Raw genomic sequence first — 24,806 nt, 5'->3', positions numbered from 1 at the left:
GGCGGATGCAATTCTGGATCGCGTCGTTCACCAGGCTCACCGCCTTCAGCTCAAGGGCGAGTCGATGCGTAAGGTGCAAGCCAAGGCAAAGATGAAGCTGCCTGACTGATCACATCAATGGAAAGCTATGCACGTTGACCGCGTAGGGGATCACGTCGTCGGACAGGCTGATCACTTCGTTGGACTTCGTGCATCACGTACTGGAATGGCTGACCACTTGCCATTGGACTTGATGCGCACTGAGTGCTGGAATACGCACACTGCCGCACAGGCAGCTCAGAAAAAGATCGGCGTTCAAAGACATGATTTCGTCGTCTTCACTGCCGCACAGGCAGCTCAGAAAGTGCGGGCTTGCTCGGGGCTGGTGGGCCAGGGCTTCACTGCCGCACAGGCAGCTCAGAAAATGAGCAAAGACACCACCCCCGTGCAGGTTGCCTTCACTGCCGCACAGGCAGCTCAGAAAACAAGCTATCAGGCAACAACTGATCGGCTAACCTTCACTGCCGCACAGGCAGCTCAGAAAAAAGTTAGGAAGCCGTAAGCGCTTCACGAAGGCTTCACTGCCGCACAGGCAGCTCAGAAAGATACGGCCCTTGCGAACAGCTTTCTCGATGACTTCACTGCCGCACAGGCAGCTCAGAAATCGCGCTCGGCCATGATTTCGCGCTCCATGTCCTTCACTGCCGCACAGGCAGCTCAGAAAAAAGGAATAACCGCCATGTCGTGTATCCACCCCTTCACTGCCGCACAGGCAGCTCAGAAACCGCGCGCCATGGATCAGCGTGCAGTCAGTGCCCTTCACTGCCGCACAGGCAGCTCAGAAAAATACGTTGCTTCAGCCTTTGTCGGGCGTGTCCTTCACTGCCGCACAGGCAGCTCAGAAAAAGTGGTGCTTGATCCGTCAATCCACGTTTGCCTTCACTGCCGCACAGGCAGCTCAGAAACTATGGTGCTGAGTCGCCGCGCTGTGATTGCACTTCACTGCCGCACAGGCAGCTCAGAAATATTGCGGCATCTGGATGAACGTCAGCGGCAACTTCACTGCCGCACAGGCAGCTCAGAAAGCTGATTTTTTGGACTGTGCGCCGACTCCCCTCTTCACTGCCGCACAGGCAGCTCAGAAAACTCCCGCCCCTGGTACACCTCCTGCCTCGGCCTTCACTGCCGCACAGGCAGCTCAGAAATTTGGAGGACGGCCACGCCGTTTCGGTTGCTCCTTCACTGCCGCACAGGCAGCTCAGAAACTGATGTGATCGGGCCTTTTAGCGAGGCTGGCCTTCACTGCCGCACAGGCAGCTCAGAAAGCAACGGCCCATGGTGGGACTACAAGCCTAAACTTCACTGCCGCACAGGCAGCTCAGAAAAGCAGCCGCCAACAGGTCGGGGAACTGCTCCACTTCACTGCCGCACAGGCAGCTCAGAAAAACAAGATCAACAACGCCTGGGAGCGCCTGAACTTCACTGCCGCACAGGCAGCTCAGAAAGCACTGTGGGCACCCGAAACCTGGGGGTTTATCTTCACTGCCGCACAGGCAGCTCAGAAATGGCTGGTGCAAGACCTCGACACCTTCGCCAACTTCACTGCCGCACAGGCAGCTCAGAAACCGATGTTGACGATGGCGAAGAAGGGCACCGCCTTCACTGCCGCACAGGCAGCTCAGAAATGTCGCACTGCTCATCAGTCAATTCGTGCTGTCTTCACTGCCGCACAGGCAGCTCAGAAAATGAAAACTCGCCATGCTCCGCAAGGCAAAGCCTTCACTGCCGCACAGGCAGCTCAGAAAAAGTCACGGCAAGGCCAGGGCTTGCGAAGCGACTTCACTGCCGCACAGGCAGCTCAGAAAGCCTGGCCACGGATGGCCGCCAAGCTCTTGATCTTCACTGCCGCACAGGCAGCTCAGAAATCGAGCGCGCCTGGATTGAAGGCGGCCGGATCCTTCACTGCCGCACAGGCAGCTCAGAAACAGACCAAAGATAACTTTTGGCGCCCCAAAGTCTTCACTGCCGCACAGGCAGCTCAGAAAATACGCGCATGGAACGCCCTGGAAAACGGCCACTTCACTGCCGCACAGGCAGCTCAGAAATCCAAAACCTGGCGGCGCCCATCGCTCAGAAACTTCACTGCCGCACAGGCAGCTCAGAAATGGAAGATGATTGCGGCGCTCACAGCTTGTCACTTCACTGCCGCACAGGCAGCTCAGAAAAGATCGGCGGCTAAAGTCCGCCGCATCGACAGCTTCACTGCCGCACAGGCAGCTCAGAAAATGGCCAGGAAGCGACAGCGACGGAGATAAGTCTTCACTGCCGCACAGGCAGCTCAGAAATTCACCATGCGTGCCGAGACCACCTCGGGCGCCTTCACTGCCGCACAGGCAGCTCAGAAAACGATGAGGTCAATGCGGCCGGTGGCCTTGGCCTTCACTGCCGCACAGGCAGCTCAGAAACCACAGTGGCCGCAGCAGCAAGCCGCCTAAACCTTCACTGCCGCACAGGCAGCTCAGAAATGGTTGTTTGCCCATCCTTTGCGCTCACTGGTCTTCACTGCCGCACAGGCAGCTCAGAAACAGCGTAAGGCAGGGAATCAGGCAAAGGATGCCTTCACTGCCGCACAGGCAGCTCAGAAAACACTATCAAGGCAACTTGATGGAGATCATCTCTTCACTGCCGCACAGGCAGCTCAGAAATGCGATGCCCTCGTCAATGATGAATGCGCCAGCTTCACTGCCGCACAGGCAGCTCAGAAAAGCTTGCGATAGTTGGGGTCATCAAACGGCCCCTTCACTGCCGCACAGGCAGCTCAGAAATGCCCCACGACGCAGATCATTCAATGCAGGGCCTTCACTGCCGCACAGGCAGCTCAGAAAGCCCAAATCTCTTAGCCGCCGCACGCTCAATACTTCACTGCCGCACAGGCAGCTCAGAAACATGGATGTTGAAGGCTTCACGCGCTGGACTGCTTCACTGCCGCACAGGCAGCTCAGAAAATGAGTCGCACGAGGATGACCCATTCGCCGCCCTTCACTGCCGCACAGGCAGCTCAGAAATTGCTCAGCGGCGCGCCGCCCACCACAGCCAGCTTCACTGCCGCACAGGCAGCTCAGAAAACCAAGTGGCGCCGTCGAAGTGGCGGCTTTGGCTTCACTGCTGTCAGGCGACATCCAATACTGCCCCCCTGACGACATCCAGAACTGACCCCCTTCACTAGAAGGAGGTCCGCATGACGGACGTTGTGACCGATCCTTCCGGCGTCATGGACGTTGGAGGAAGACAGACGATGTTGGCGCCACAGGAGGTGCAGAGGATGCTGGCGCTAAAGGCGCAAGGATGGGGAGCGAAGCGCATCAGCAAGGAACTAGGCTGCAGCCGCAACACGGTACGGGAGTACCTGCGCAGCGGAGGCTGGAAGCCGATGGACGTGTCAGGTCGGGCCAGCGCATTGGCGCCGCATCTGACGTGGCTGGAGCAGCGCCTGCGCCAGCACAAGGGCAACGCCGACGTGGTGCGCCAGGAGTTGCAGCGTGAGTTCGGTATCGCCGTGAGCCTGCGCACCGTGCAGCGCGCCGTGGCGCCGATGCGGGTGGGACTGCGGGCTCAGGCAGTCGCCCATGTGCGCTTTGAGACAGCGCCAGGGCTGCAGCTGCAGGTGGACTTCGGCAGCACGCACGTGCAGGTTGGCGAGGAGCTCACGCGCGTCTTCTTGTTCGTCGCGACGCTGGGCTACAGCCGACGCACCTACGTGCTGCTGAGCCTGCATGAACGTCAGTCGGCCTGGCTGCTCGGCCTGGAAGGCGCATTCCGGCACTTCGGTGGTGTGACGCACGAGGTGCTCATCGACAACGCCCGCGCCCTCGTCGAGCAGCACAACCGCCAGACTCGCGAGGTCAAGCTCAACGATCGCTTCCGCTCGTTCTGCCGCTACTGGGGCGTGACGCCTCGGGCCTGCGCACCGTACCGGGCCCAGACCAAGGGTAAGGACGAGCGTGGGGTCGGCTACGTCAAGCGCAATGCCATCGCCGGGCACACCTTCCCCAGCCTGGACGCGCTGCAGGCCCACCTGGACCGCTGGATGCGCGAGGTGGCCGATGTGCGCGTGCACGGCACGACCGGTGAGCCGCCCATCGAGCGGTTCGAGCGCGATGAGCGCCCGGCGCTGCGCCCGCTGCCGTCCAAGGCTCCGTTCTTGCAGGTGCGCGAGCTCGTGCGCCGCGTGCACACCGACGCCTGCATCGAACTCGACACCAACCGCTACTCCGTGCCCTGGAAGCTCATCGGCGAGCAGGTCAGCGTCGTCGTGGCCGACCGCGAGGTGCAGGTGCTGTACGCTGGCCAGGAAGTGGCCCGTCACGCCCAGAGCTCCTTGCGTCGCAGCAGCGTCATCGAGCGCGGACACCTGGCCGGCATTGTGGGCAGCCAGTTCGTCGGCTCGACCCGGCTGGTACCGCCCGCTGCACCACCGGCCGAGCTGCAACGCGACCTCGTCGAGTACGAGGCGCTGGTCGGGGGAGGCTGGTGATGGCCCGCGTCAAGAAGACCGAGCAAGCCATGCCAGAGGACGAGCTCGACGCCATGCTTACGCGGCTGAAGCTGACCGCGATTCGCGACCAGCTCGACACGCTGCTGGAGCAGGCCGCGCGTGCGGACATGACGCTGCGCGAGGTGCTGCACCTGCTGTGCGCTGCCGAGGTGGCCCGCAAGGACGAGCGCCGCATCCAGATGGGCATGTCCATCGCCAAGTTCCCCTGCGTGCGCACACTGGAGGGCTTCGAGTTCGAGGCCCAGCCCTCCATCGACCCGAAGCTGGTGCGCGAGCTGGCGACCTCACGCTGGGTGGCTAACGGCGACACCGTTCTGCTGCTGGGGCCGCCGGGCGTGGGCAAGACGCACCTGGCAGTCGCGCTCGGGCGCGAAGCCATCCTGCGCGGCTACTCAACGCTGTTCGCCTCAGCGACCAGCATCGTGACGCAGCTTGTGCGGGCCCACACTGAAGGGCGTCTCGAGGAGAGGCTGACGCACCTGGCCAAGCCCAAGCTGCTGGTCATCGACGAGCTGGGCTACCTGCCCTTCGAGGCCAACGCGGCGCACCTGTTCTTCCAGCTCGTGAGCCGTCGCTATGAGCGCGGCGCCACGCTGGTGACGAGCAACCGATCTGTCGCTGAGTGGGGCGGCGTCTTCGGCGATGCGGTGGTCGCCACCGCCATCCTGGACCGCCTGCTGCACCACAGCCACGTCGTCACGATCCGCGGCGACAGCTACCGACTCAAGGCCAAACGCAAGTCCGGTCTGGTGCGAGACACCACCACAATTGCCGCGGCAACCTAATCATCAACCCAGGGGGTCAATTCTGAATGTCGTCAGGGGGTCAGTTCTCGATGTCGCTTGACAACTGCCGCACAGGCAGCTCAGAAAAGTGGGTGTGTGCTGGGGCCTCGGGTGCGATGCTTCACTGCCGCACAGGCAGCTCAGAAATTTGACTTCCCCCCTCCGCAGATCAAAGCACACTTCACTGCCGCACAGGCAGCTCAGAAAAAACCCGCTCGCTGTATTACTCAAGGATGGATCTTCACTGCCGCACAGGCAGCTCAGAAATATGAGGTAGTGCTGTTCGCTGGCATGCCGAACTTCACTGCCGCACAGGCAGCTCAGAAATGCTGCAGCCACTGCTGCCCGGCAACGTCTACCTTCACTGCCGCACAGGCAGCTCAGAAACTCAAGGTTCGCGCCTGGTGGGGGCCTACTCGTCTTCACTGCCGCACAGGCAGCTCAGAAATCCAGCACCTTTGGCCTGCCCATGAAGAACGATTTCACTGCCGCACAGGCAGCTCAGAAGTATCAGTGGGGCAAGTTTCCGCCTGTATTGGGCTTCACTGCCGCACAGGCAGCTCAGAAATAGCACTTATGGGAGCGGCAGTCTTTGCGCCTCTTCACTGCCGCACAGGCAGCTCAGAAAAAGCTAATCGTCAGGCTTCAGCACCTAGCACTCTTCACTGCCGCACAGGCAGCTCAGAAATTGAACCAGTGCCGGAAGTGGCGGAGGCACTCCTTCACTGCCGCACAGGCAGCTCAGAAAACACTGCGCGCCACACCGTCATCCACCAGCCACTTCACTGCCGCACAGGCAGCTCAGAAATCGCGCCCATCGACCCCTATGCGCCTGACGCTCTTCACTGCCGCACAGGCAGCTCAGAAACACTTGGCTTGTTGATCCTCTGGATAGGTGAACTTCACTGCCGCACAGGCAGCTTCGAAAGGAAGGCTGCAAATCACAATCTGCGATAGGTTCAAGATCGCAAAGTTGTCTTTGAGAATGCCATCCTGACCTCTACTTGCCCCCACGGCATTTGCCGATGGCAGGGCTTACGGAGTTGCCTTAAGTGCCGGTGTCAACCTAAAGGTACTTCTTAAAGTACCCCCCCTGCACCCTCACCAGCCCACCCACGCCAACAGCCACGGGCACCAGCACCCACACAGGCTGCGTCAGCGATGGCACAGCCAAGCAAGCCAAGTAGCTGGTGATCAGCAGCCCCGTGCTTCCCAGCTTGGCGCGGTGGTAGAGGCTGGCGGACTCGCGCCCTGCGTTGGCGCGGCGGCGGGCGCGGGCCATGAGGCCATCGGTCAGGCCGATGGCTGTTGTGAGGGCCAGCAGGGGCAGCATGGCCAGGAACATGGCAGTGCGTGTGGCCAGGGTGTAGTTGGCCACCACCAGGCGCTGCCATGAGTGGCCAGTGTCTTGGAACATCTTTTGCGCATAGGTGCCCCCAGGGTCTGGGTGGTGGCGGATGAAGTCGTTAGCCGCGTTCTCGCGCCACAGGCCGGGGATGTTCATCAGCGTGCGCAAGGTGCCGGTGGCGGCCCAGACGGCGGTGTTGTAGACGGCGTCGCCGATGGCCTGAGCCAACTCGCTGGGCTGCAGGATGACGGGGGTAAGGGTGGCCAGGGCATCCAGCTCAAGTTGCAGTTGTTGGATTTGGTAGGCCAAGGGGTCGTCAGGTGCGCGCTGCTCGGCCCAGGCCAGTTGGGCCAGGGCACCACCGCCCCAGATGCACACCCCTACAAAGACCACCCAGAAGCCGGTGATGAAAGGCCAGAGGAACTGGCGCAGCAAGACGCTGCGGCCGATGCTGCTTTGGTCAGTAGCCACTGCCAGCGCCTTCCACTGTCAGGCCTTGCTCGGGGTTGCGGTCTGTGTGCTGGGCATGTTGGATGCGCATGTGTTCCAGCATGGCTTGCCAATTGGCAGGGGTGCGGGCGTCCACATGCGGCAAGGGCAGGGGGATTCGGATCTTCATCAAGCGCCCACCCTCCAGCAGCGCAAAGGCTTGGCCTTTGGGCAGCTTCATCAGCCAGGCCGGGTCCAGCATGGGCACTTTCTCCATGCTGATCCGGTCTTCATTGCGTGAAGAGAAGTCTTCCACCCGGTCCGGGTCATTGGTGTCGGCCACGCCGCTGGCCACTAGGCGCGTGGCCACGCGCACTTCTTCCAGCCGGTCGGTCAGCTTGGCGGCGGTGTCGGCATTCACCACCCGCAGCATGATGAGCGAGTTGAGGTTGCCGCCCAACTGCTCTGCCGCCGCCGGCGTGCCCACCTTGACCTCAATGTCTTGCGCCGTCTGGCTGTAGCCGGTGATGAACAAACCTGCACCGCCGCCCTTGTTGGCGGCCTGCACAAACTCCGGGCCAATCAACTCGTTCAGCTCGTCCGCATGCAGGCGCACGCGCCGCAAGGGCTCTGGGTTGGGCATGCCGTAGCCTGAGCCATGTTTGTAGATGCGCCCAAACGTGCTGGTCAGGTCGGCCAGCATGGAGGCGCTGACGGCCTCGGCCGCGTCGCGGATGGTCAGGGCGTCAAAGCCGCAGTAGACGATGCCACCCCGGTTGATGACCGAGAGCCAGTCCAGGATAGGGCGGGGGTCGGTGGTGCTGTCGTACTGCGGGGAGATCAGGTCCGCCAGGCCTCCGCTGGTGAGCTTTTCCAGCAAGGGGTAGAGCGAGTTGACCAGCTTCTCAAAGTAGGTGCGGTCGTTGGCCAAGATGGAGGCCAGGGCGTCGGCAATCGGGTCTTGGTAGGCCTGCTGCTTGAAGAAGGCCATCATCATCAGCACCTCAATGTCGCGTCCGTTTTTCTCGGCCCGGGTGATCAGCTCCTTGTGCTCTCTGGTGGGAGTGGGGTCAAACTGGCTGTGCCAGTCGGGCGCATGGCGCTCTAGCCACTGGGTCAGGTACTTGCCCCCCAGCTTGTCCACCGACACGCCGTACTCATAGACTTTTCTGAAGTCCGGCCGCTCGCCCACCGCGCTCATGGCGCGGGCGATCACGTTCACATAGCGCCAGGCAAAGGCCTTGAAGGCGGCAGACTGACCCTGGTCGGGCAGGGGGCCTGTGGCCCGTGTGGCCACCTCGGTGATTTGCTCAAAGTTGCCAATCGGGTTGTAGCGGGCCGAGACCTCGGGGAAGCCCAGGTGGAACAGCATGAAGTCATCCTCCCGCCCAGCCCGCAGCGCTGCCGAGTACATGCCCAGCAGCAGCTCGACATCGCCCTTGGGGTCGAAGACGATCACCACATCTCCGCGTTGAATGTCTTGCTCGATCAAGATTTGAGCTAGCCGCGTCTTGCCCACGCGGGTGGTGCCATAGACCATCATGTGGTTGTTCAGCTCGGCCAGGGGCGTCCACACGTCTTGCTCGTCAATCGACATGCCGTGCAGGGCGGGCATGCCACCCACTGGGGGCATGGCCAGCAGCGGGTTCAAGGAGTGGGGCCAGCCAATCAACCGCTGCAGCCAGGCGGGGCAGTTGGCCTCGCGCTCGCGTCTGCGAGCCCATTGGTACAGGGCCGAAGGGCGGCGCAGGTGGTCGTTCTCCGGCTGGGCCAGCAAGACCATGCGTTGGGTGTGTTCGGCTGTCCACTCAAAGCCCTTGCCCAAGAACACGGCTTGGGGCGAGCTGGGCAGTTCGTGCGGCAGCAGTGCATAGGGCTTGCTGCGCCGCACAGCCCGGCGATAGCGCAGGATGCGCTGCGCCTGGTGCCAACGCCGCGCGGCCAGGCCACACAGGGCCAAGGCCGCCACTTGGCCCTGAGCGGGACTCAGCAAGAACATGGGTGCTTGGATCAGCAGCAGGCCAGCCCCCACGCCGCAGGCCAGCACCGAGGCCAACTCATGCGGCCAGCGATAGACGTTGTTCAGGCTGTCGGCCATGGCTCACTCACGCTGCCGGTGCAGGCTTAGCCTTCTTGGCACGTGTCACCGCCCGGATGCGCTCATTCACCCTGGGCACGGGGTTCCAGAAGAGTTGAGGCTGAGGCAGCAGGTAGCAGCTCACCACCCGAGACAGCGAGCCATCCGTCTTGGTGAAGGCGTAGTAGTGCAGGTTCTCGTCGCCATTGCGCCGAGTCCAGCCCGACTTGGCCAACTCGTTTTGCAGCCGGGCATAGGCCTTGTCCCCATGGCTTTGCCGCAGGGAGTGGACGGGGCCGCTTTCATCATCGCGGCGGGCGTCGATGAAGCGCTTGAAGATCTCGGGCGACAACAGCAAGCAGCCCTCGGCCGCAAAGTGAACCAATGCCCCGTCCTCGTTGTACTTCAGCGCGCCAGAGCCCACTGCGTCGGCCACCCAGGCCATGAAGGCCTCTGCGGCCGCTGTGGGCGCCTTGGCCGGCTTGGGGCCACTGGGCTGGTGCGGGCGCAGCGGGCTGCCCAGCGTGGTGGCCATGGCGGGCTTATGGGTGCTGGGTTGGGGGTCAGGGTCCAGGCATGCGGCCTCGTGGGGGCGCAGCAGGCCGTCATCGGCATCTTGGGCTGATGCGGTCTGCAGGGCATGGTCAATCTGGGGCATGGGTTCCTCCTCGGGTGTAGGGGCGGGCTCGGCTGCGGGCGGCAGGGCAGGGCTGTCCTCTGTCTCTTGCCAGGGCGGCAAGGGGGAGGGTGGTGCCACTGGGGCCTTGGGCTCTGCAGGTGGGCTGACGGCGTCTTCGCCCAGCGGCTCTGTGCTGATGCGGCCGCGCAGCGGCGCGGGGTAATCCGCAGGGCTCGGGTAGAGCTTCTCTAGCGGAAAGCGCAGCACCGTCAAAGCATCGGGTGAGCGCCAGGATTCGCACTGCACCCACACGCGCCACACCGCGCCGCCATCGGGCGCGGGCAGGCAGGCGCCGCTCTCTTGCCAGGTGTCAAACAGCCGGTCGTTCTTGTCTTTGCCCGGCAGGCCTTGGCCGCTCTCATGCTGTTGCAGATAGGCCCGCACTTCGTCGGCCAGGCGCGCACACACAAACCACACGCTGCCGTCAAACACCCAGCCTGCCGCACCGGGCCGGTTCAGGGGCAACACGCCACCGTCTTGCAGCATGCGCCGCAAGGCCTGCATCAGCCGCTCGATCAGCGGGGTGGTGCGCGCACTGGCAAAGCGGGTGCGGGGGCCGTGCATGAGGTTGCGGCTCACCGAATCGCTGTCTGCCTGCTTGATGATCTCGCTCAGTGGCCCGTCGGCCGCCTCCGCACTCAGGTAGGTCAAGAGCTGGTTCAGCACATCGCCTTCTTCACTGAGCCAGCGCACCAGACGCGCCGGCACAAACTGGTGCAGCAGCATGGCGGCCAGCTTCTGGTGGGCTTGGTAGTCCCGCTCAGCCGCTTCCACAAACTCCACGCTGTAGTGGCTGGCACCGTGGGTGCGCATAGGCCCGGCCAGGGGCGCCCAGCGCCGCCCGGCGCGGGGGTCATGCGCATAGAGGGTGACGCGCAAGTCGGTGACGGGCTTGCCAATGTCATGCAAGAGCGCGGCGCAGAACACTGCGTAAGTCCAGCGGTGCTCTAAGCGTTTTCTCTCTTCGGTGGTGGCACCTTGGGGCATCTCAATCCCACCCCGAAAGGTCAAGGCCGCATCGGCGACTTCCAGCAAGTGCGTCCACAGTCCGCCCGGCTGGGCATGGTGATGGCACTCTGAGGCGGGCAGCATCTGCACATAGTCCGCCAATGCCTCCAGCACGCAACCGCAATCTCGATTGAACATCGCCCTTGAGAACCGTGTGCGCTGCTCCAAGCTACGCAGCAGGCGCTCGGTTCGGGTTGTGTCCACCAGCTCGGCCATGCTCATCACCGCAATCTGGTTGGCGGGTCTGGCCACCTGCTCCATGGGGGTGGCAGGCAGCAAGGCCACCGTGCCTTGGCGCTTCTGTTGCAGGCCACGCACCACCGTCACACCCGCCATGAAGGCAGAGACCACCAGCAAGCCGTCCCAGACATCCATACGCGGTCAGGGGGCCGTGTTGGCCCGCACCTTGTGCAGCATCCAGCCAATTAGCGCGGTCTGCCCGCAGGCTGGGTGTGTGTCCCAGCCGGTGTAGCAGTGAGGGTGACGCTTGGCAAAGGCCACAAAGGGCTCGCTGGTGCAGTCCCAGGCCACTTTCCCCTCAAAGCAATGCCGAGCACCGCGCGTCAAGAACTCGCAGCCCGACAGAGCCAAGGCAAAGGCGTTGTCATCGCCCGCCCAGCGGGTGGGGAAGCGGCGGATCAAGTCCATGGCCTCGAACAGCGGCCGGTAGTCTGGCGTCAAAGTCGGGTCGGCCATATAGCTGGCCCACCAGCCTTCAAAGCGGCAGCACAAGTCCAGCACCACGCTGTGCCAGTGGCCCAAGCTCAGCGAATCGAGCAACTGCTGCAGGTCCGGCAGCTCATCCGGCGGTTTGAGGCAAGCACAGCACATGGAAGGCCAGGGCAGGGGCCGCCACGGAGGAGGGCGGCTTGTTGCAACAAGGCCTGCCCCACAGGCCAGACCCGAACCTGCACAAGGCTACGCAAAGCCCTCTGGCCCTTCCAGCCAAAACCAGGGGTTGATGGAGGGGTAGGTTTTGCGAAGCGGGGCAGGACGCACTGGGCCCTCAAGCCCTTCTGCCCTACGACAGGTGCACCGCGCACTAGCGGTGCACCTGCCTGCTTGCCCTTAATCAGCCCCTTACCGTTAGGCTCTTGCCATTCCCCATTGGCCCTCTCGACGCCCCAAGCGATCTAGAGCGCAGGGGCGGAGGCCCTTTGGGTAGGGCCGTTACCGTTGGGAGGTTTGTTGTGCTCCAACTCCTGCAGCTAGCTAGCCTGTCCATGTGCTCTGCCCCCCAACCTAGAGACACGAGGCTTCCTTTGCATTCGATACACTGCTCTGTGCATCACGAACAAACTACCCTAGGGATAAAGATGAATACTCAGAATGAATCCACTACTCAGGCAGCCAATCAAGTTGCGAGAGTTACGGCTTGGCAGAGCTCAGGCGTTGTTGCTCGGATTGCCAGAAAGTGCGACCTCTCTGCGGATGACGCAGATCAGCTATTTGCGGAAGTGAAGATATTCCTGCTGCGCAGCTCGACTTCCAAGCTCCCTCTGCGGCCGTCCAGGCGGGTAGATGCCGGCTGGCACGAATTCCTGATGTTTACTCGCGAATATCAAGCCTTTTGCATGGAGGTTCTGGGCAAGTTCGTTCACCACTGCCCCGAAGACGCACCTAAATCGTTCGATGCAGATGCTGATTGCGTCAGTTGTTTCGGGCAGCAGGACCCAGACGATCAGGGTGACTGCAGCAGCAAAGTCGACACTTTTCCACTGAAGCGGCTTCACTCCTAGGGGGCGGTCGTCTCTTTTGTCGTAACGCTGCGTTGCGCATCGACCAATTCCGGTACAGGCTACCGCCGCCAATGGACGGCGCAGCATTTCGCTTAAAGCCGACTGTGGGCTGCTGTTGACCCCCAAGCAGCGGGTGGCGACATTCGAGAAGCTGGTTTGGAACGTCCAGTATCGGCCAGAAGCCGAAGCTCGTGTCGCTACCATTTTGCCGACACTCGGGTCGGTAAAGCGCTCTTCGTCGAGCGCTTGCTACCCGCGAAAAATTGATCGATAAATCTCGCCAGCGATACTAACGTACGGAAAGGCAGGGCCGAGGAGGCGATACCAGTCTGAAGGGGGCAGGTCAGCTCAGGCGGAAATTCATTACGGCAGAAACGAAGCCCGGAGGACGGCTCCGCACACTGACAGGCGGATGCGAATTGGGAGGGAAATGCAGTTGTTTTGCGGGATTTTGGGTCCGGACACGGTGGGTTCGTCTCGGCGGCTGCGGTCGCTTGGCATTGCGGGCGCCGTCCGTCGGTTCAACGAGCTATCAGTGCCTGGCCTGGGTGGCGTCTGGTTCGGCAAGCAGTTGATGCTGGCCCTGTTAGGCGTGCGGGTTTCTGAGCTCCAAGCTGTGGAGGGACATGCCGTCGCGAAGATGGAATGCGCCAACGCCATAGAGGCCCTGGCCTGCTGGCTCGCGTATCGCGACACAGGATGGGCGTCGGATCCCCGTCTACGCGGGCGGAACAAGTTCCCCCGTGAGCACGACCTGAAACAAGGCCCTCTGTACTCACGGTTCCGCTCTCGCGGCTTCTATGTGACCCAGCCGATGCGCATGGCAGCCGGCAGTGCGCTGGTACCTCTCGGGTTTGCGACTTCGTCAAACCGCCGCTTCAACACGCTGCAGTCGACCGCAGAAGGCCGCGCTTTCCTCGACGCGGCCTTAGGTGAATGCCGGCCCTCGAACCGTTCGATGGCCGAGCACTTGTCGCAATGGGTACAAGGCTCGCCTGTCAATGTGACGACGGGCACTGTTGTTCGCGGGCTTTCGCCCTGCCTAGCATTGCCCGGCGATGCACTCGGGCACCTTGAAGGGCGCCTCCGCGCCGGTGGAGCGAATGAGACGTTGGAAGCGAAGTCGCGGCGGCGCGCCGCACTAGCGTGGGTCGATCGATTGCGGCGTGTCCCACCAGTCGTGCCGCTGACCTGGCTGGATCGTCCGCCAGAAATACAGGACGACCGACATTGGAAGGACCTCGAAGCGGGCGCGCGCCTGTGGCTTGCTCGCGATGCGGCACTGAAACTGCTCGACACCGTCGAATCACGGATTGCCCATGCGTCGGCCGAGCGCTTGACCCTCGCCGATGCAGTGGCGGTGGTCGGCGAACAGGTTGAGGCCTTGCGCATCGCTGCCGATGCTTTCCTGCGTATGGCCCACGAGGACGTGGATGCCAACGACTTCTGCAGAGCCTGTGCCGCTGCGGAGCCAGTGGCCGTCCTACGAAGCCTCGTGCAGCGCGATGGCCGCGTCGTGGCGTTGTTTGGCAACGTCCTACGGCCAGGAGCCGCCTTCCGCAGAGGCACAGCGCCCGCCGCTGCGGGCGAATTGGATTCCGAGGATACGGCTGGCGAGGCGATGGAGGAAGTCGGCGCGCAAGTGGCCCGCGAGATCGGCTGGCCTGAAGGCATGTCGTTCAGGGTACAGAACCTCTACCTGCTGAAGTTGGAATTGCTCGGCGAACTGCACATGCGTTTTGCTGCACAGGACGGCTCGACATGAGTACGCCTTCGCTGCTACGCCTATTTGAGCCGCCCGAAGATTACGAAGGCCTGTTCGGTTGGGCCTGCGGCTTCTCTGCAGACGCGGGGTTCCTCGACGCGGCGGCCGAGCGCTTCACGCGCAAGCCGGCAAGTGTGCGGGCTCGCCAAGGGCAACTGGTACTTGGGTTGATGCTCGATCCGTTCCACGAGCATATCTCTGTGCTCGATGTGCCGGGCGTTGCAGACCTGCCGCTGCGCACGCCGCTGGACAAAGCGTTCCGGCTTATGCACGCCAAGGTAGCACTTCTGGGCTTCCGGGGTCAGTCGACAGGCTGGCGTCTACGGGTCATCGTCTCTACAGGTAATTGGACGAAGCAGACACTGGAGGACAGCTTGGACCTCGCTTGGTGCTTCGACGTCGATGAGTCTGAACTCGGGCTGGGCGAGGAGACTCTGGCCCTGCGCTGCGCCGACGTAGCCAAGGTGAGCGACATACTCGCTTGGTTGGGCGAGCACTACGACCGGTCGCTCGTCGAACTAGCAGGCCGCAATAGCGATACCTCACTGGCCGTGCGCCAGCTTGCGGCGTGGGCTGTGCTATGCGCCAGGCAGGCCGGGACCGCGAAGCCGCGCATCTTCGATAATCGCCATCAGTCCCTGCTGAAGGGCCTGGTCGGTTACTTGCGCAAGCACGCAGGCTCCACGCGGCGCAACCTTCTCGCGCTCGGATCGGGCTTCTTTGAGGGCGGCGCCGGTGGCGGCGTGCCCCCGGTGCTGCAGGGGATCGTAAGGAAGGTCACCGATCTTGGTCTGCTGACGCGGTCGGCTAGCGTTGACATCTACGTCAACGAACAGGCCTGCCAGTCGGTCGCGACGTCGATGGTCGCCATCGAGGAGGCCGGCTGGTGCGTGCGAACGCCGGCACGGCACCAGATGTTCGGGGCCGGATCGCCGCGCAGCTTGCACGCCAAGTTCATCTTCAGCGCGAACAGCCGGACCGAGGCCTGCACCAGCGCCTGGCTGTACCTCGGTTCGGGCAACCTCACAGAGGCGGGCTTCCTGAACTCCGCAGGACGTAACGGCAACTTCGAAGTGGGGGTGTTCCTCGAGTTTCCGCGTCTGCCCTGGTCCGCGTTGCCAGGCATGCTGGCCGTCGAATCGCTGGTTCCTTTGCAGCGCAATGGTGAGGGCCAGCTTTATAGCGAGGCGCCACCTGCCACTGGAGAGCCGATGCCGCCGAGGCCACCTGCCTTCGTCGCCGGTCCCTTGGCCTTCCTGCAATGGTGTCCATGCGCCGATGGCACCGGCATGCTCGTGCCTCCAAACGGAAGCGCCCCGACGCCTACGGACACCATTGTGCTCGATGCCGGCGGCGAGCCCTGCGTTCGCGAGGGCGAGGGATGGCTCTGGCGCGGGACTATGCCGCGGCAGGCCGCGCTGCGCTGGGACGGTGGGCATAGGCGAGCGTCAGTGCCTGTGGTCGATGAACTCGGGCGGGTGGCCGCGGGCGAAGCGCCTCCCCTCGACCTCGCGGACATGGCCGCCCACTTGATGGCTTTCCCCGCACGCGTGGACGATGAAGGCGACGGCGACGAGGGCGAACCGTTCCAAGGCGCCGCAGATACGGGAGCGCCCCCGCCACGGCAGCCCGATGCCCAGCGCCAAGCTGCCTCGTCGCCGGTTCGGACCATGATGCGGCAGCTTGAGGAGATTGCGCAGCGGCAGACCATGGTGAGCGAGTCGGACTGGCCGTTCTGGTGTGTGCGTCTCGAGGAAGTTCTGTTCCGGGCAGCGGGCAGCAAGGGGCTGACGGAGTTCCTACGCTTAGGGCTGGACCCGCTTGAAGTGCTGCGGATCGATGCGTCGCGCCCTGATTATGCGTGCGGACAAGGAGGCCTCGAATCTGCCGAGCTTTACGAAGCCGCACTCGCGCGTGTGGCCGCCGCCTGGGGGCTTGGTGGGCTCGAATCGTTTCGGGGGATGTCATGACGTTCAGAGGCTGGCCGACTGTCGCCAACGGGCTTCGCCAGCTCTCGCACGCCCCCGACGTGGCGGGCTCTGCTTGGAAGCTCGATGGCGGTCAGCGCCGTAGCCTGCGGGCCGTCGCGAGCCGGCTTCCATCCAACGGCGTGATCGTCGCGGATGAGGTCGGCATGGGCAAGACACGGATTGCTGTAGCCACGGTTCGTACAGTCGTTCAGGCCGGTGGCCGTGCCGTCGTTCTGGTACCGCCTGGCCTCGGTTTCCAGTGGCGAGACGAACTCGCGGCCGGAGGCGTGCGGTGCAGCCCGTTGCTGCGAAGCCTGCAGCAATACTTGGACGCATGGGCCGCCACTCGGACGCGACCATGGGAGTGCGAGTCGGTTGTCCTGCTCTCCCACGCCTTCACCAACTGGCGCCTCGGGGCCCAGGCGGAGCCCTGGCGCTGGTCGCTGTTGCCGGCACTGTTTGCGCGATGGCGCAAAGTGCGTCGCAACCGCTTGCCGCCCAATTCCTTGGACAACCCTTTGCTGCAGGACCCCCTTATCCGTGCGGCGGCCGAGCACATCGCTCTGCGCGCGGCCGAGACGGGCGGCTACCTCGCCGAGTTCCTGGACGGCCTCCTGGAAGAAACGCTCTGGCCCGGTGTGTTGGAGGCCAAGCAATATGGCCGGCAGGGCAAATTCCGCCACGCCCTTGAGGGCGCGGTCGGGCTCGGACTCGGGCTGTTCGACCTGATCGTGGTCGACGAGGCGCACAAGAGCCGCGGCGACGCGTCCGGACTGGCCCGGCTGCTCGAGAAGGTCGCGGTGGCCTCGCCCGACGCGCGCCGCCTCGCTCTGACAGCTACCCCGGTCGAACTGGATGCCCGCCAGTGGGTAGATGTCCTGAGGCGTATTGGTGCCGAGACGCAAGAGACTGCTCGGGCAATCGACCAATACGTCGACGCATGCCGTAACGTGCAGGAACTGCCCGTGAGTGAGGAACGTCGCCTGACGTTCGCGCAGGCCGCCGCCGGATTCAAGGCTTCTTTGGATCCTTACCTGCTGCGGCGTGACAAGCGCGAGAGCGAGCAGGTACGACGCTTCCACGCGCTGACCGGGGAGCCGCTGCACGCTTACCGGAGGGAGTCGGCCATCGAGGTCCGGCCCGACGACTTGAACTTGCGGTGGCGGCGCGCAGTCTGCGCAGCCGAGGCCTTGTCCCTTACCGCGGCCGGCGGGCTTGACCCGCGCGCGCAGCGGCTGCGCCTGACGCTGGGCAGCGGCCACGGCGTCAATGAACTGCTGGATCGCTGCCACTTGGACGCTGAGGAGGACAAGCTGCAACTCGAACTGGACGGGGCCATAGACGCGACGCAGCGCGACGTGGCCGGCAACGCCGAAGGTGTGGCACCTGCTGCCGCGGACGAAAAGCGTGCACAACGTGTGGACTGGTGGTTGGGGGTGATGCGCGACAGCGTCACAGGCGGTGATGGCCAGGACGCGCTAATGGAGCATCCCGGACTGCAGGCTGCCGTGCGTGCCATCGAGGCCGTCCATTGCGCAGGCGAGAAGGTGCTGGTGTTCGGCCGCTACACACGGCCCATGCGCGCGCTGGTCTCTCTGCTGAACGCCCGGCAGATGCTGCTGGCGCTGAAGGAAGAGAGGCCCTGGGCGCAGGCGGTGATTCCGGCAGAGGATGAACCTGCTGTGTTGGCCGCCAGCCGGCAATTGGGGCTGTTCAGAGACGACGGCCTGAATGGTATTGGCCAACGGCTGGCCGTCCAGTACGAGGCAGTGGAAGATCAGCGACGCAAGCTGCGCGAGGGCCTCGTCGGCCTGCTGGAGCGGGGGCTCGCGTCCGAGCCGTGGGAAGGGCCGCTGTCGCGGCTATTCGAGGCATTTCGGCAGTGCCCCGGCGACGTTCCGGTCGTAGCGCGTGCACTAGCTGAGATGCTCGATCCCAAGGAGGAATCGCCGGAAGTCTGGGCGGCGGAGTTCCGGCGCATCGTCGAAGCTACGCTCGAGCGCAGCGAGGGCGACGAGAACGGCGACGGCGCGCTCGATGACGGCGAGGCTGAGCGACTATGGAATCGGGTCGCCGAGCGGCTGAACGAGGAGTACGGCCGGCGTGAAGGCGGCTTCGCACGCCTCATGTACGGCAAGACGCCGCCCTCGACGCGGCGGTTGCTGCAGTTGGGTTTCAACCGCAACAACAGCTTTCCGCGCGTGCTGGTCGCGCAATCGGTCGTCGGCCGCGAGGGACTGAACCTGCACCGGGCTTGCAGGACTGTCGTTCTGCTGCACCCCGAATGGAACCCTGGCGTGGTGGAGCAGCAAATTGGCCGCGTGGATCGACTGGACAGTCACTGGGAACGGTTGCTGATCGACGCGGAGCGCCAGGCGGCGGAAAGCCGTGGCGAGGTGCCGCGCATCGAAATCCTGCCAGTGATCTTTAAGGGCACCTACGACGAGCACAACTGGGCGGTGCTGCGCCGCCGATGGGACGACTTGCGGGCGCAGTTGCACGGCGTCGTTATCCCGCCGTCGAGCCATGGTGACGACCCAGAGATTTCAGCGCTCGCGCGTATCGTCAACGAAAATGCGCCAGATTTTTCGCCTCGGGATTGAACAAAAAGCAGACATAGCTCATGCGCGCAACCCAAGAGGGACTAGTCCGCTGAAGCGCTGAAACTGGATGTCTGCCGCCTGGGTGGTACAACCTCCGAACTCACTGATTCAGTGGACTTGTGCTACCGCATCGATCCGGAAGATGGCCAAGCGACCGCTGGATGATTCTCCGATGATCCTTTGGGGTCGGTAGCTGTCCCTGAATTCTGCACGCTGAACCAAGGGCCGGACGAGCAGCAAAGCCCCTTCGCGACCAGTAGATCGCTTTCAGAAGCCGAAGGTGCAGTTCAGCGCACGTGCTTCAAGACACCCGATGAACCCACCGGTTCCGCACCGGCTCAATGACGCGCGCCGCATAGAGGCTGGCAGCCGCCGTACCCACGCGGGTAGCAAACCGAACAGCCTCAATAGGGTCGCCCCAAACTTGGCCGTCCTCAAGCCTGTCATCCCTGAAGATCTCAACCACTGACGGCTGATCTTGCGCCACCACCAGTGCAGCGGCCACAAACCCTTCGCCGGATGGCGCTTCCAGGGCTGCTGCACAGATGATGCAGTCACCGACGTATTGCTTGACCTGTTGCATGGTGGGCTCGCTCCTGTTCGGGTCGGAACAGCGCTTATCTTCGGGCGCTGTGTGTCAGTGACAAGCCCCCCAAATGGGTGAGTCGGGCAGACTGGCTCGGGCAGATGTGCAAGAGTTCTTCCGAGTGGGACGCGCAGCCATCACGTTCGTTGATTCCAACCGTTCAAGATGAGTGGCCGGAAGGTCGCATGCAGAGAGACTCGATTTGGATGTAAAACTGATTTGGTGTCGATAGCAGAGTGAATTGGGTCTCGGTGAGGTGGTAGCCGGAGGCTCCCAAAAGGGTAGTAGTCCTGGGTGACTGATGACGAGCATGCACCAGTCGTCTGTATTGCCAACCCATATATGCCTGCATTAGGCAAGAGTCGCAGGCTCGACCGCCGAGCCTGAGTGGCCGTAACCAGCCTAAAGCCGACTAGGGGTAACGGTTGGCTGCTAGGTGTCGGTTGCTGCGATTCACTACGGCCAGAATCGAGCACTCTCAAGTCGGTCGGCAACCAAATCAATTGCGGTCAACCATAGCCATCCTTCTGCGCACCGCACTGCGAGCCTTAGATTCGACGTGCCTGCTTTGGCCCCTGCTTTGGTTAGAACAGCAATGACGCCAACAAGCAAAGTCCGTCGAGCGCTCTGCACCTTAGTGCTTGATTCCATCCGGTGACCAGCGCAGTGGAAAGTCCGTCGACATCGAGCCAGCCCCGGCAATGCGGTGTTGTACCGGCAACCGCTAGATCACGTCGATTTCAGCAAGATGCCCCTTCAGCGCCGGATCGAAAACCCCGGCCTGGTTGCGGAAGTCCTCATCCATGAGACGGTCAAAGTCAGGGCTACCGAATTCGCGGCCAACAGGAGGCATCTGGTCCCAGGCGAGATCTTCAAGCCTGCGATGCAGGTTGCGCTCAAGTATCGCTCGACAGATTGCGGCCTTTCGTTTCTGCAGCAGATTCATCTATTCCTCTCCGTGATGCGCCTGACCGATTAGTTGATCGCGTTGACCTGCCCCCTTCAACACCTTTTCACCATCCTTGCATACTGTCCAATTGGTCGTCATCGAGACTCCCGAATGCGACTAAATCTGAGCGATTCATATCGTCACAAGTGTGCAGACTAGAGGCATCAGTCTTCCTCTTCATCATCGCCAGTGTTGCCCCTAGAGCTGTGGTAGGCGTCGTGCTCTGGGTTAAGTTGATTCGAATGATTGTCCAAGCTATCCCAATATGCATCGTTATTGGGATTCATGCTATCGCTTCGGTCATCGTTGGGCGTACGGGACACATCTAGCTCCTTGAATATGTTGCCATCAATGGTTTCAGGAAGGGTTGGCAACGGCGCTCTTCCTGGTTAGGCGGAGGACTTCCGTCAAACGCCAAGAAAGTATCTGGTGTCCTACATGCTGGCGAGTGCGCTTTTCTGGAAAACTGATCGACCAGTCAAACTGGAATCTAAGGCAGTCTAAGCAGGGGCGGTCAGCCAGTCGACCTTGCCGTCCTCTGAAAATCCTCTGTATCCGCGAACTTGACGATGACGTTTCTCACCAGTCGCTTTCCACCTCTGCAGCTTGCTCGGCCATTGGAGTCCTTTGGCGCCAGCTTCTCAGTTGAGCTGTCTAGCAGTTTGGCGTTTGCTCCAGATACCGTCCTCAGAGCGACGACTGGGCACTCTCTTCGAACGCTGATGAGGCGACACGGATGGGATGCACTCATCAAGCAACTTCAATACGGAGCAACAGGGAAGCACTCACTGTCGAGCACTTCCAAGCGCGTAATCGCTGGCAGATTGGGTTTGCACCCTGATCGCATTGGATGCATCTTCACGGATGACCTCTCGAAGGAGATCCGGCGAAAGGAGTCGATGGCCTTCGTCGCGCAAATTGGCAAGGCTTTGGATGAAGTCGCAGGTCGTCCTGCTGCCGACGCTGGGGAGTGGGAACTGCTGGAAGCTGGCCTGGGTCCGCTCTCAGAGGACAATCCAATTCACGTTTTTGTACGCGAAATGGCCAAGGTAGATGCGCTGATCGCCGAGGTCACGGCACTTTCTCAGCAGGGGAGGGCGGTCGAAGCAGAGGGTAAGGTGAGCCACCTGCTCAAGGGTGTTATCGGTGCATGGGAAGTCCTTGTTCCCGGAATTCCTCGGCGCACATGCTTGCTGTTGGACTCAACGCTGCGAACCCTTGGCACGCTGGAGCGCGCCTTTAAGGGCTCCAAAAACACCCAAGGACCGAGTGCCACCGCGGTCTTGGCATTGCTCGATTCCAGCAGAAAGCCTCTTGGTCATTGGTTTGATGAACTGCGGCGAGCAGTCAAGTGTCGCGACAACCTAGCACTGGAGAAGTATCTTTCGCGCACTGCCGTCATTCCAGGTAAGACGATATCCCATGATCGGTTGAAAGCTTGGGCAAGCGTTCAGCCGAAGAGCGTCATGCCCTATGCTGCGATGGAGGCCGTAGTCGCTGCCGTTCCTGACGCGTCAAAACGCGCCTACTTGCAATCGCGCTTCCTACTCGCGAGGGGGCTCACCTTCCTTGCAGACTTTCTTCGTTCCAGTACCGAGCAAAGTGGCTTGTCGTGGCAAGCTGCGCAATTCGCTCTGGCAGAGCGATACAAAAAGCTATTCATTAATTCCTGAAGCTCGGCTGCGAGAACTGTTGCACGAGGTGCTCACCTTTGAATAGCACCGGGATTCGTGGAGGCCATGTGGCTTTAGTCAGGCCTCCTGGGCAAACGAAGTTCAGTCGCCTGCCAGGCTCCAGTGTGGAGCGAAGCAGTCGCCCCGCGACCGGCGGGTCCGCGTGAGGGGGCTGCTATGCAGCTGCTTCAGCCAGTGACAGTTGGAGCATCAATGCGTGGTGTTTGGCGCTTCGCAGTCACCGGATCTGCGCTGACCAGCGCTCAGTGAATGATCGCTGACGGATCTGGAGCTGCCGGCGGTACGGCGCATCGCTTGACATTCAGGTTGACCGTCCTCGCAATGTCTTGCACCGTCGCTGCGCGGATAGTTGCATCTTTGAGCGCTTGAGTCAGTGTGGAAGCCTGCGCGCAGATGCGATCAATGATCGCTTCGGCCGCCTTTCGATTCACACCACCGTCGCCTGCTAGGCGCAGCAAGTCAGCGCGCGTTGGCACACCCGCTCCAGCAACCGAAGTCTGATGCTGTCCGCGAGGGCCCCGCGCAAACGTTAGATCGTAGGCGGGCGACAAGCGCCAACGCATCTGCTCGTCCATCCGGAAAGCGATGTTCTTGGCGTGATCGTCCTGGTTGTTGAACACGACGTTGAAGACCGCCTGCTGATACGCCTTCAGCACCTCACGCTCGTCGCGCGTAAACAGCCGTGTCAGCCGCAGCACGGTGACGTAGTCGACGCTCGGTTCACGAAAGTTCGCGTGCCAGGCTCCTGCGAAGGACTGGACCGGCACGCGCAGTCCACGCTCACGGTCAAAACGCTTCACGCCAAAGGCGGCCAGGTTCTTGCTGAGGTCAAACTGCCGCGACTCGGGCATGTCGATGCCACTGGCACGCGCCATGTCGGCGTACACCTGCTCGATGGCGCACACCTCCTTGTGTTCGTTGGCTGCATTGAATTTCACAAGCCACGGCTCACCCGGCGCATCGTCGCGCGAACTGATGCGCCCTGACAATGCGTCGTACTGCACGAGCGCCTTGGGGCTTGTTCCGTGAGGAGCGCCGCCTACCATCGCGAGGATCTTGAGTGCCGGCGTGTCTTGGTCCTCCATGAACTCCCGAGAGGCTTGAGCGAGCTCTAGCAGTGTGAGGTCTTGGTGTGTCTGCTTGAAGTCAACGCTCGGCCTGAAAGCGAGCGCGCCCATCGCGCGTTCGCCGATAAAGCTCAGGCGATCAAGCGGCGACAAGGTGGCCGCATCCCGGCCTGCCTGCTTGAACATGCGGTCCATCAGCAAGATGCCCCAGCCATCGGGCAAGGCGTCGCTGATGAAACCCGGCAGACCGTGGAGGTGTCGCGGGAAGCCCGTTTGCGTGCCAGGCGCAAGCTTGAGCTGGTGCGGAGAGTGCTCGATGCCTCGCTCGATCGCACCGGACGAGTAGGCAAAGTGAACCTGGCCGTCGACGTCGGCCAGAACCCCAAGGACGTGGTTTTGCCCCCAACCGCGAAAGATGACGTCCAACTTCTTCACGGGGACTTCCCGCGCGGCGCACGCAGACGTTGTTGCGCGCGTTCAAGGCGTTCAAGGTCCGCGATGCTGGATACAACCTTCGGTGAGAACAGTTGAGCAAAGTCTGCCTGCAGGCCCAAGGCGCCAGCCACGCGCACGAGCGTCTCGATGGTGCTCTTGCCCGTGGCCTCCAGTGTCTTTAGTGCGCTCGCGGACACGGCTGCGCGCGCCGCCAGTTCATCCTGCGTCAATGACTGCTGCAGGCGCTGAACACGCAACCGAGCCCCGATCTCTCGGGCGATCTCCTGGGGCGTCGCAAGGTTAAATTCCGAACCTTTCATGGGGTGGAATCCTACCTCTTACCGTGGCTTTCGGCCAAAGATAGCTTTATTTCAGACTCTTATGAACGATCTGTCGAAGCACAGTCAGCTGTGCGCGAAGCAGTTTGGCGCGGCGGCTGAGGCCATTTGAGCCATTGCAGGCCTTGCCGCCGAGAGTTTCGGTGTCTGCAGGCCGCCGATCCGGCTAATTTCGCGCAAAGCAGGCGCACTCATGCCTGCACTCCACCAAGTTGGGGGCGCGCCCTCCAAAGGTTCGAAAGCGCGAATAGTGTGTGCAGCTGCGCAGTGTTTGTCGCCAGCCCACGATAGCGCACCAACACATGCCCGGACTGGCGCCTGATCACCCGGAACGGGTGCTCCACCTTTGCCCGCATGCTGGCATTAAGCTTCTCCAGCTCGTCGATCAAGTGATTCACTTCCTGGCTCTTATCTAGCACCCATCGCTTGCCCGGCCGCATCGCGATGTTCCAGCTGACGCCCGAATTGGCATGAGGGCGCTTGTCCACTCCCTGGGCTGGTACCGCGCTCAGACTTGGTGTTGCGCAAGGCCAGCCGGATGAGCTTGGTGGGGCAGCTTAAGCTGGGCGAGATCTTCAAGCCTGCGATGCAGGATGCGCTCATGAATTGCTAGACAGATCGTGGCCTTTCGTTTCTGCAGCAGATTCATCGATTGCTCTCCCTGACTAGTCTGACCGATTGGTTGATCATCATCACTGGGGTAATGAAGTTGTCGGTTGCAGTGCGGATCAAGGACATTCCCGGCTTCTCAATTCTGATCATTGTGCACGTTACTAGGACAATTCTTTGACAAGTCCAAG

16 protein-coding genes, 1 pseudogene and 2 CRISPR repeat arrays are annotated in these 24,806 nt (G+C 62.2%); of the genes and pseudogenes, 8 read left to right on the top strand and 9 right to left on the bottom strand.

What is annotated here, in order from left to right; all coding sequences use genetic code 11:
• From KAK11_RS21325 to istB, 3 genes are all read left to right on the top strand, one after another.
• Positions 1 to 109: ATP-binding protein (locus KAK11_RS21325; RefSeq protein ID WP_246499215.1), on the top strand; the 109-nt coding region annotated here is incomplete at its 5' end.
• A gap of 146 nt (positions 110 to 255) precedes the next feature.
• A CRISPR array of direct repeats spans positions 256 to 3,104; the repeat unit is 28 nt; unit sequence CTTCACTGCCGCACAGGCAGCTCAGAAA.
• Between the two features lie 113 nt (positions 3,105 to 3,217).
• The gene (gene istA, locus KAK11_RS21320; RefSeq protein WP_210811617.1) at positions 3,218 to 4,513 is read left to right on the top strand and encodes an IS21 family transposase; all 1,296 of its coding nucleotides are present in this window, start codon (positions 3,218 to 3,220) and stop codon (positions 4,511 to 4,513) included.
• Positions 4,513 to 5,319, top strand: coding sequence for an IS21-like element helper ATPase IstB (gene istB / locus KAK11_RS21315; protein WP_310737852.1), 807 nt, complete (start codon positions 4,513 to 4,515; stop codon positions 5,317 to 5,319). The genes istA and istB overlap by 1 nt, the downstream gene beginning before the upstream one ends.
• A gap of 59 nt (positions 5,320 to 5,378) precedes the next feature.
• A CRISPR array of direct repeats spans positions 5,379 to 6,247; the repeat unit is 28 nt; unit sequence CTTCACTGCCGCACAGGCAGCTCAGAAA.
• A 138-nt stretch (positions 6,248 to 6,385) separates the two neighbouring features.
• Here istB and KAK11_RS21310 read toward each other — a convergent pair.
• From KAK11_RS21310 to KAK11_RS21295, 4 genes are read right to left on the bottom strand one after another with little or no spacing between them, the layout of a single operon-like run.
• Entirely contained in the window at positions 6,386 to 7,138 is a 753-nt protein-coding gene (locus KAK11_RS21310) for an IncC plasmid conjugative DNA transfer DtrJ family protein (RefSeq protein WP_210811615.1), read from the bottom strand.
• The gene (gene traD / locus KAK11_RS21305; RefSeq protein ID WP_210811614.1) at positions 7,128 to 9,194 is read right to left on the bottom strand and encodes a type IV conjugative transfer system coupling protein TraD; all 2,067 of its coding nucleotides are present in this window, start codon (positions 9,192 to 9,194) and stop codon (positions 7,128 to 7,130) included. The genes KAK11_RS21310 and traD overlap by 11 nt, the downstream gene beginning before the upstream one ends.
• 7 nt (positions 9,195 to 9,201) lie before the next feature.
• A complete protein-coding gene (gene mobH, locus KAK11_RS21300; RefSeq protein WP_210811612.1) occupies positions 9,202 to 11,235 on the bottom strand; it encodes a MobH family relaxase in 2,034 nt (677 codons plus the stop codon).
• 6 nt (positions 11,236 to 11,241) lie between these two features.
• Complete coding sequence (locus KAK11_RS21295) at positions 11,242 to 11,691, bottom strand: hypothetical protein (protein ID WP_210811608.1); 450 nt, start codon at positions 11,689 to 11,691, stop codon at positions 11,242 to 11,244.
• Between the two features lie 392 nt (positions 11,692 to 12,083).
• Here KAK11_RS21295 and KAK11_RS22375 point away from each other — a divergent pair, with 392 nt between their 5' ends.
• The 4 genes from KAK11_RS22375 to KAK11_RS21275 all read left to right on the top strand — a co-directional run bounded on the left by KAK11_RS22375 (position 12,084) and on the right by KAK11_RS21275 (position 18,937).
• Positions 12,084 to 12,599, top strand: a complete 516-nt coding sequence (locus KAK11_RS22375) for a glycine-rich domain-containing protein (RefSeq protein ID WP_510606746.1) — start codon at positions 12,084 to 12,086, stop codon at positions 12,597 to 12,599.
• Positions 12,600 to 13,029: 430 nt separating this feature from the next.
• A complete protein-coding gene (locus tag KAK11_RS21285) occupies positions 13,030 to 14,364 on the top strand; it encodes a hypothetical protein (protein ID WP_210811605.1) in 1,335 nt (444 codons plus the stop codon).
• The gene (locus KAK11_RS21280; RefSeq protein ID WP_210811604.1) at positions 14,361 to 16,334 is read left to right on the top strand and encodes a phospholipase D-like domain-containing protein; all 1,974 of its coding nucleotides are present in this window, start codon (positions 14,361 to 14,363) and stop codon (positions 16,332 to 16,334) included. Before KAK11_RS21285 ends, KAK11_RS21280 begins: the two co-directional genes overlap by 4 nt.
• Complete coding sequence (locus KAK11_RS21275) at positions 16,331 to 18,937, top strand: helicase-related protein (RefSeq protein WP_210811603.1); 2,607 nt, start codon at positions 16,331 to 16,333, stop codon at positions 18,935 to 18,937. Before KAK11_RS21280 ends, KAK11_RS21275 begins: the two co-directional genes overlap by 4 nt.
• A 301-nt stretch (positions 18,938 to 19,238) precedes the next feature.
• Here KAK11_RS21275 and KAK11_RS21270 read toward each other — a convergent pair whose 3' ends face one another.
• A complete protein-coding gene (locus KAK11_RS21270; RefSeq protein ID WP_210811601.1) occupies positions 19,239 to 19,520 on the bottom strand; it encodes a hypothetical protein in 282 nt (93 codons plus the stop codon).
• 727 nt (positions 19,521 to 20,247) lie between these two features.
• Entirely contained in the window at positions 20,248 to 20,469 is a 222-nt protein-coding gene (locus tag KAK11_RS21265; protein ID WP_210811599.1) for a hypothetical protein, read from the bottom strand.
• A 902-nt stretch (positions 20,470 to 21,371) separates the two neighbouring features.
• Between KAK11_RS21265 and KAK11_RS21260 the strand changes: the two genes are divergently transcribed.
• A complete protein-coding gene (locus KAK11_RS21260; protein ID WP_210811598.1) occupies positions 21,372 to 22,145 on the top strand; it encodes a hypothetical protein in 774 nt (257 codons plus the stop codon).
• Positions 22,146 to 22,408: 263 nt separating this feature from the next.
• On the opposite strand, the gene KAK11_RS21255 is transcribed toward KAK11_RS21260, so the two are convergent.
• From KAK11_RS21255 to KAK11_RS22345, 3 genes and pseudogenes are all read right to left on the bottom strand, one after another.
• Complete coding sequence (locus KAK11_RS21255) at positions 22,409 to 23,668, bottom strand: type II toxin-antitoxin system HipA family toxin (RefSeq protein ID WP_210811597.1); 1,260 nt, start codon at positions 23,666 to 23,668, stop codon at positions 22,409 to 22,411.
• Positions 23,665 to 23,988: a helix-turn-helix domain-containing protein gene (locus tag KAK11_RS21250; RefSeq protein WP_210811595.1), complete on the bottom strand. Its 324-nt coding sequence runs from the start codon at positions 23,986 to 23,988 to the stop codon at positions 23,665 to 23,667. Before KAK11_RS21250 ends, KAK11_RS21255 begins: the two co-directional genes overlap by 4 nt.
• 209 nt (positions 23,989 to 24,197) lie before the next feature.
• Positions 24,198 to 24,500, bottom strand: a pseudogene (locus KAK11_RS22345) (transposase); the annotation flags it as partial.
• Positions 24,501 to 24,806: the final 306 nt, after the last annotated feature.

This window comes from Ideonella paludis (assembly GCF_018069865.1).
GTDB lineage: Bacteria > Pseudomonadota > Gammaproteobacteria > Burkholderiales > Burkholderiaceae_C > Ideonella > Ideonella paludis.
Note: the sequence above shows the minus strand (reverse complement) of the source record. Positions and strands in the feature narration are given on the sequence as shown.